The organism is Halothiobacillus sp. (genome assembly GCF_028710545.1).
Taxonomy (GTDB): Bacteria; Pseudomonadota; Gammaproteobacteria; order Halothiobacillales; family Halothiobacillaceae; genus Halothiobacillus.
On sequence record NZ_JAQTTX010000004.1, the window covers coordinates 64,927 to 72,159 of the forward strand.

Consider the following 7,233-nt stretch of genomic DNA (forward strand, 5'->3'; position numbering starts at 1 on the left):
ACACGCCCCGATTCCGGCGGGTTGCTCTGCGAGGCGGATCTGTTCCGGGCGCGTGATCGCTTTGTTCATTCAGAGCACACGACTTGGGCGCATGAATGGCACATCCCGCTGCCAAACGGTTTATCGCTGCTTTTATTCGGCTATGAAAACCGGGCGATTGGCGACCTGATTGACGATCTCGCTCAAACCACTACCGAGGCCGTCACCATCTATCTACCGGAAGGCCGCCTGCTTACCAGCGCACGCGAGCACCTCCGCTATCCCGAACTCATGGCAGGCGACCAGTTTCAACGCGGAACGGTGACCCTGCATGTGCTGCCATTCCTGCCGCAGGCACAATTCGATCGACTGCTGTGGTTGTGCGACATTCTGTTCGTGCGCGGGGAAGATTCGCTCGTGCGCGCCCTCTGGGCAGGCAAGCCATTCATCTGGCAGATTTACCCCACCGACGATCAGGCGCACTGGGAAAAACTGGATGCCCTGCTGGATACCTGCCGCGGTGACCTCCCTGCGCCTGCGTTCGACGCCTGGCGGACCTTGACGCATGACTGGAACCGGCAGCGACTCGCGCCTGAAAGCTGGCAGAACTTCATCGAACACCATGCCATTCTGGCCTCGGCCGCAGAAAAAAACCGGCTCACGCTCGCAGGTCAAACAGAACTCTCCAACTGGCTGGTCAAAACCGCATATGAGCGGTTACAATGTCGCACCAATTAATCTAAGGAAACTCTGCACTAAGCCATCCATGGCTTCGCGCAGAAACGCACAAGCCGGTCTTGTGCTCCGCATTTCAATGACTTACGTCATTGAGCGGCTGGGCATCCATGCCCTGCACGGTCAGGTCTGCATTTGTGCAGACCTGACCTGAGACATGGTTTTTCAGGCCTTTTTAAATTATTTGTCAAACCTCATACAAGCACACTGGGTAGTTTCCATGAAAACCGCACAAGAATTTCGCGCCGGCAACGTCATTATGGTCGGCAAAGACCCTATGGTCATTTTGAAGGCCGAATTCAACAAATCCGGCCGTAACTCGGCTGTTGTCAAAATGAAGATGAAAAACCTGCTCACCGGCAGCAGCACCGAATCGGTGTTCAAGGCTGATGACAAGTTCGACCAGGTCATTCTTGATAAAAAGGAATGCACCTTCAGCTACTTCGCCGATCCACTGTATGTCTTCATGGATTCCGAATTCAATTCGTACGAAATTGAAGCGGAAAACATGGGCGACACCACCAAATACATCGTCGATGGCATGACCGATCCCTGCGAAGTGGTGTTCTATAACGACAAGCCAATCTCCGTTGAATTGCCGACCATCATCGTCCGTGAAATCGCCTATACCGAACCGGCCGCTCGTGGCGACACCTCCGGCAAGGTCATGAAGGATGCCAAACTGACCAATGGTCATGAAATCCAGGTCGCCTCGTTCATCGAGATCGGCGAAAACGTGGAAATCGACACACGGACCGGCGAATTCCGCCGCCGCGCTTCAGCCGCCTGATTTCCGATTCATAATCCGCCTTTTCAGGGCAGGCTAAAAGAAAAACCGCAGCCAACGTGCTGCGGTTTTTTATGGCTTCAATTTTGCTTAGAACTCATTGGGTTTGTGGAGGAGGAACCCTCAACCATGCAAGAGCCTCTTGATCTTCGCGATTCCGATATTGTCCTGCTGTCCATTCTGGCACGGGAAACCAACCTGCCCCGCTTTTTCCAGATGGCAGCAAACGCGGCGGCAAAAATCGTCGGCGCCGATGGTGCCGGCCTTATTCTTCCTGAGGGAGAAAAATTAAAGTATCGCTTTTTCGAAGGCTTACCACCGCAATTTGTTGCATTGTCTCAACATGCGTTTGATCGTAGCACGGGCGTTGCTGGAGCCGCTCTGGCGCAGAACCACCCGCTTTTTATCGAAGACTATCCCAATAGCGACCTGGCCCTACCCCATTTTGTCGAATCCGGCTTGAAGGCCAGCCTGAGTATTCCGATTCGCATTAGCGACCAAATTGAAGCAGTGCTTGCACTGTCGTGGTTCAAACCCGTCGCGCAACCGCTATCCATGCGCCAACTCAGCCTGGCGACACTCTTCGGCGATTTCATCGGTACTGCCCTGTATCGCGACAAGATCGAGCAACATCTCAACCGGTTGGCACACAGTGATCCACTCACCGGCCTGCCGAATCGCGCCGGTTTTTATCCGTTACTGGATCAGGCGATACTCCGTGCTCAGGATGGGGATCGGCATGTGGCATTGGCCATCATCGACATCGATCACTTCAAGACCGTCAACGACACGCTGGGTCACGAATTCGGCGACCGCCTGCTGATGGAAATCAGTAGCCGACTGGCGGAAGCCTTGCACCGCGAAGACAAGATTGCCCGTTTGGGCGGTGATGAAATCGCCATACTGATCGAGTCGGCACGACACTTAAAAGATTTGCAGGATATCGTTCGCCGTTTATCGCAGGCGCTTTATCTGCGCATTGGGCGAGATGGCGAATATGTACGCATTTCCGGCAGTATCGGTGTCTGCGAAATTCATCCGAAGGAAACGCGCAATCAGAATGCCCTGATGTGCGCCGCCGACTCGGCCATGTATCAGGCCAAACGAGCAGGTGGGAACTGCGCGGTATTCTCAGCCCCGCCGCAACCGGATTTCTAAACGAATTACTCACGGACGAGAGGCGCGGCACAGACTGAGGCGACAGGTTAGAATACCCCTTTGTCGTTCACCCGCGGTATGCCATGCCTCCATCGGCCACACTCATTACGGATGAGATTACCCCCGGTTTCCTGCTGATGCAGGGCAACCGGCTGGAACTGTTGCAGCAGGTACTGATCGACTGGCTCAAAAGGCATCCGCTGGCCCCGCTGGAGAACGAAACCTTTCTGGTGCAGAGCAATGGCATGGCTCAATGGCTGCGCCTCGGCCTGGCCCGCCCGCGTGCTGCCCAAGGTGGCGGATTGGGCATAGCCACGGGCATTGACATGATCCTTCCTGCCCGCTTGCAGTGGCAATGCTATCGAGCGGTACTGGGTGCCGACCATGTCCCGGCAGAAGCGCCGCTGGATAAGGACAAGCTGGTATGGCGCCTGATGCGGTTACTGCCGAGTCTCATCCATACGCCCTCCTTCCTGCCGTTGCGCCACTACATAGTCACCGATCAGCGGCCCGACGACCGTCGCCTGTATCAATTGGCACTGCGCGTTGCCGATCAGTTCGACCAGTATCAGGTGTACCGTGCGGATTGGCTGCGCCACTGGCAGGAAGGCCACGATGACCTCCCCGCGCACGAAACGCGCCTACCGGACGAACAACGCTGGCAGCCGCCGCTGTGGCGCGCTTTGCTGGCAGACATTCGCGAACAGCAGGACGACCGCGACGGCATCGAATTCGCGGCAGGACGCGCAGACCTGCACACCGCCTTCCGAAAAGCCGCATCGGAACAAAAGGCGCGCCCGGAAGGCCTGCCCCGGCGGATTGTCGTGTTTGGCCTGTCGTCGATTGCGCCACAGGTTCTGGACGTTCTTGCGGTCGCATCGCGCTGGTCACAGGTGATTGTCTGCTTCCTGAATCCCTGTGAATATTATTGGGGCGACATCATCGACGGACACCAGTTGTTCGCACAACGCTATCAAGGCCGAAGACCCTACAAACCCACACTAGACGAAACCACGCATGCACACCCCTTGCTGGCCGCCTGGGGGCGACAGGGGCGCGATCTGATGCGCCTTTTGGATCAATTCGAGGAAAATGCCGAGCTCGCCGCCAACCCATTGACACTCACCCCCTTCGAATCACCGGTTGGCGACTCGGCAAAATCCTCACTATTGACGCTCATTCAGGATGACATCCTCAAGCTACGCACCCCGGATGAACTCCGCGCACTGAATCGTCGCCTAAAACCTGGTCAGGATCACTCGCTGCGATTTCACATCGCGCACAGCCCATTGCGTGAAGTCGAGATTCTGCACGACCAGTTACTCGCTGCATTCGAAGCCGATACGTCGCTCAAACCGACGGACATCATCGTGATGGTGCCGGACATGAGCCTGTACGCTCCGGCCATTTCCGCCATTTTCGGGCGCTTCGGCCGTGAAGATCCACAACACATACCGTTTGGCATTGCCGATCAGGCGGCTTCGGGTCAGGTCGCTCTGATCAATGCGCTCGAACAGATACTGAACCTGCCGACGTCACGCTTACTTCGAAGCGAACTGCTCGATCTGCTGGGCAGCCCTCTGCTTCTTGCCCGGTTCGGAATTGCAGAAACGGATTTACCCACCCTGCATGACTGGATCGATTCGGCAGGCATTCGCTGGGGGCTGGATGCCCGGCATCGTGAAGCGTTTGGCGTGCCACCCGGCATGGAGCAAAACACTTGGGCATTCGGACTGAATCGGCTCCTCCTCGGCTATTTGAGTGGCGACGAAAACGCGATCTGGGAAGAAATAGAACCCCACCCCGTCATGGATGGCATCGGCGCCGAGCTGGTCGGCAAACTGGCACAATTGGTCGAGCAACTCGACAAGTACACCCACCGCCTGACCGAAAAATCCACGCCAACAGAATGGGTTGTGCGCTTACGCCGACTGATGGCCGATTTTTTCTCTATCTCTGATACCCAAAATCATCTGGACTCACCCGAAATCCAGATTGAAATGGATACGCTGGCGCGTCTGCACAATGAGCTCGATCTATGGCTGGCCGACTGCACCGCGGCTGGATTCGAAAATGCAATCGACATCGAAACCGTTCGGCATGCTTGGCTCAATCGCCTTGAGCCACACCGCCTGCATCAAAGGTTCATTGTCGGCGGCGTCAATTTCGCCACCCTGATGCCGATGCGCGCCATTCCCTATCGGCACATCTACCTTCTGGGCATGGACGACGCAAACTACCCACGGCGCCAGACACCCAACGATTTCGATCTCATGAACGGCCGCTACCGCCCGGGCGATCGCGCCCGGCGCGAGGACGACCGCTACCTATTCCTCGAAGCCTTGCTGGCCGCACGGGAACGGTTATCCATCAGCTGGGTCGGTCGCAACATCAACAACAACAAGATTCGCCCGGCTTCCGTGCTCGTCAGCCAGCTGCGCGACTACCTCGATCAATTCTGGGCAGCGCCAGAGCCCCATTCCTGCAGCGAGATTCAGACCACAGAGCACCCGCTCCACCCCTTCAGCCGCCGTTATTTTTCGGCAGATAACCCGGATCTGTTCACCTATGCCAATGACTGGCGAGCCGTGCACGACAGCGCTCAAGGCACTCCAAAGACCGAGCTCCCAATCTGGCTGCCCGAAGAGCCCCTTACCCTGAATGCATTAAGCGATTTTCTGCGTACGCCTGCGCAAACCTTGCTCACAAACCGGTTTGGCGTCTATCTAAGACCCACCGCGACCGAACTGGAAGATCACGAACCCTTCGAATTGGATGGCCTGCAACGCTGGCAACTCAAAAAAGAGATCAACGACCGCGTGCGTCACCAACTCGCCACACAAGCGCACGCAACAAGCCAAATGACGACGCCCACGATCGAATACATCAGCGCGCTCATCTCAACGCAATATCATCAGGCGCGACTCAGTGGGCGGTTGCCCATTGTCAGCCCCGCATTCGAGCACAGCGAACTGCTGCCGTTGATCGACCAATGGCAACGCTGGCTTGAATTAAACCTGCGATTCCATCAAACCGTACCCACACCAGCAGTGCAGCGCATCCAAAGCGATTGCGGCATCCGGCTCGAAGCATCGGTAGTAGACGTGTTCTCATCAGAATCATCGATTCAGAATGACACCAAAGCGCGACTGATTTTCATCGAAGGTGCGCTCCACAAGGGAGAGGATATCCAGTGGCACAAATGCGTTGCCCAGTGGCCGGCTCATCTGCTCGCCCAGCTTACGCATGGATCGGTCGAAACCTATCTCATCGGCGAAACGGGCACCTTGTGCTTCACACCCATCGAAACTGAAATGGCAAAACAACATCTGCGGACCCTGCTCGACGCCTGGTTTGACGCCGTGCAGGCCCCCTACCCGCTGGTCTGCAAAACTGCGTTCTGCTTGCTGGCACAAGAAATGACTCCGGAAAATACAGATTCCGCGCTCAAAAAAGCCAGAGAATGCTACGAAGGCAATATGAAGGTTCCGGGAGAAGTCACGAACAGCCCGGCACTCGCCCGTATCTGGCCAGACTTCCAGACACTCATGAACGGCCACAGCTTTTCCAAAGCCCAATTCACCGAATTGAGCCAGATTATCTACGCGCCCATCAAACAAGCCATCGAACCCCGTTAAGGGCCTCTACACAACATCCAATCCAAGCGGGCACAAAAAAGCCACCTTAAAAGGTGGCTCTTCTCAAACCTTAGTCCGTCAATCGACGGAACGGATCACTTACTTGCCGTAAGCCAGATCAGCCCGGCGGTTTTTCGCCCAGGCAGCTTCGTTATTGCCTTCAACAGCCGGACGCTCTTCGCCGTAGCTAACTACGTCCACCTGAGCAGGAGCGACACCATCGGCCAGCAGGATGTCACGCACTGCTACAGCACGCTTCTCGCCCAGCGCGATGTTGTATTCACGGCTGCCGCGGTTGTCAGTATTACCTTCAACCAGCACATGACGCTGCGTATTTTCCTTCAGAAAATCGGCGTTCTGCTGCAGCATCGGACGATAAGACGGATCAACATTGTACTTATCGAAACCGAAGTACACCGTTGCCGCCGCACCCTTCGGGGCACTCGCATACAGCACAGATTCATCAGTACCGGAACCGTTCATACTCGAAGATTCCGCACCCGTTGCGCCACCTGCCTGGCCCGCACCAGCCGGCTTAGTCGGTGTGGAACTGCACGCTGACAAAGATAATGCCAAAACACCCATAGAAACAGCCACTAAAGCACGCATGAGAAACACCTCGATCAAAACATCAAAAAAAACCACGTGATCAATAACGATAAAGTCACCTGATCAATCTACCATAAAGTATTTTTTTGCTCTTAGGAGAATGATCATGACCAGTATCCCAAAAACAACACCCATGTTCACATCTAATATACGCGCTCTGAATACGTCGAGTTTAAACCCGAAGCAGAAAAAAATTGACATCCAGTCGACATTTATACAAAATTCGCACCCTTCGCGGAGGGTTGGCAGAGCGGTTGAATGCACCGGTCTTGAAAACCGGCAAGGGTTTATCCCCTTCCAGGGTTCGAATCCCTGATCCTCCGCCAC

Annotated in this window: 6 protein-coding genes and 1 tRNA gene; 6 read left to right on the forward strand and 1 reads right to left on the reverse strand. The window is 55.5% G+C overall.

The features are described 5' to 3' along the window. The 5 genes from earP to recC form a co-directional block, all read left to right on the forward strand. Nucleotides 1–717 (forward strand): elongation factor P maturation arginine rhamnosyltransferase EarP (earP, locus tag PHD44_RS01415; protein WP_300187185.1); only part of this gene is annotated, 717 nt, incomplete at its 5' end. A 28-nt stretch (nt 718–745) separates the two neighbouring features. Then, nucleotides 746–868: a hypothetical protein gene (locus PHD44_RS01420; protein ID WP_300187187.1), complete on the forward strand. Its 123-nt coding sequence runs from the start codon at nt 746–748 to the stop codon at nt 866–868. 66 nt (nt 869–934) lie between these two features. Next, nucleotides 935–1,504 carry an elongation factor P gene (efp, locus tag PHD44_RS01425; protein WP_300187190.1) on the forward strand — a complete coding sequence of 190 codons (570 nt, stop codon included), beginning with the start codon at nt 935–937 and terminating at the stop codon, nt 1,502–1,504. Nucleotides 1,505–1,630: 126 nt separating this feature from the next. After that, the gene (locus PHD44_RS01430) at nt 1,631–2,659 is read left to right on the forward strand and encodes a sensor domain-containing diguanylate cyclase (RefSeq protein WP_300187193.1); all 1,029 of its coding nucleotides are present in this window, start codon (nt 1,631–1,633) and stop codon (nt 2,657–2,659) included. 83 nt (nt 2,660–2,742) lie between these two features. Next, nucleotides 2,743–6,297 (forward strand): exodeoxyribonuclease V subunit gamma, encoded by a 3,555-nt coding sequence (recC, locus tag PHD44_RS01435; RefSeq protein ID WP_300187196.1) that lies wholly within the window; start codon nt 2,743–2,745, stop codon nt 6,295–6,297. Nucleotides 6,298–6,396: 99 nt separating this feature from the next. Here recC and pal read toward each other — a convergent pair whose 3' ends face one another. Continuing rightward, nucleotides 6,397–6,906: a peptidoglycan-associated lipoprotein Pal gene (pal, locus tag PHD44_RS01440; protein WP_300187199.1), complete on the reverse strand. Its 510-nt coding sequence runs from the start codon at nt 6,904–6,906 to the stop codon at nt 6,397–6,399. Between the two features lie 236 nt (nt 6,907–7,142). Here pal and PHD44_RS01445 point away from each other — a divergent pair. After that, a tRNA-Ser gene (locus PHD44_RS01445) sits at nt 7,143–7,232 on the forward strand. The last annotated feature ends 1 nt before the right edge of the window (nt 7,233 follow it).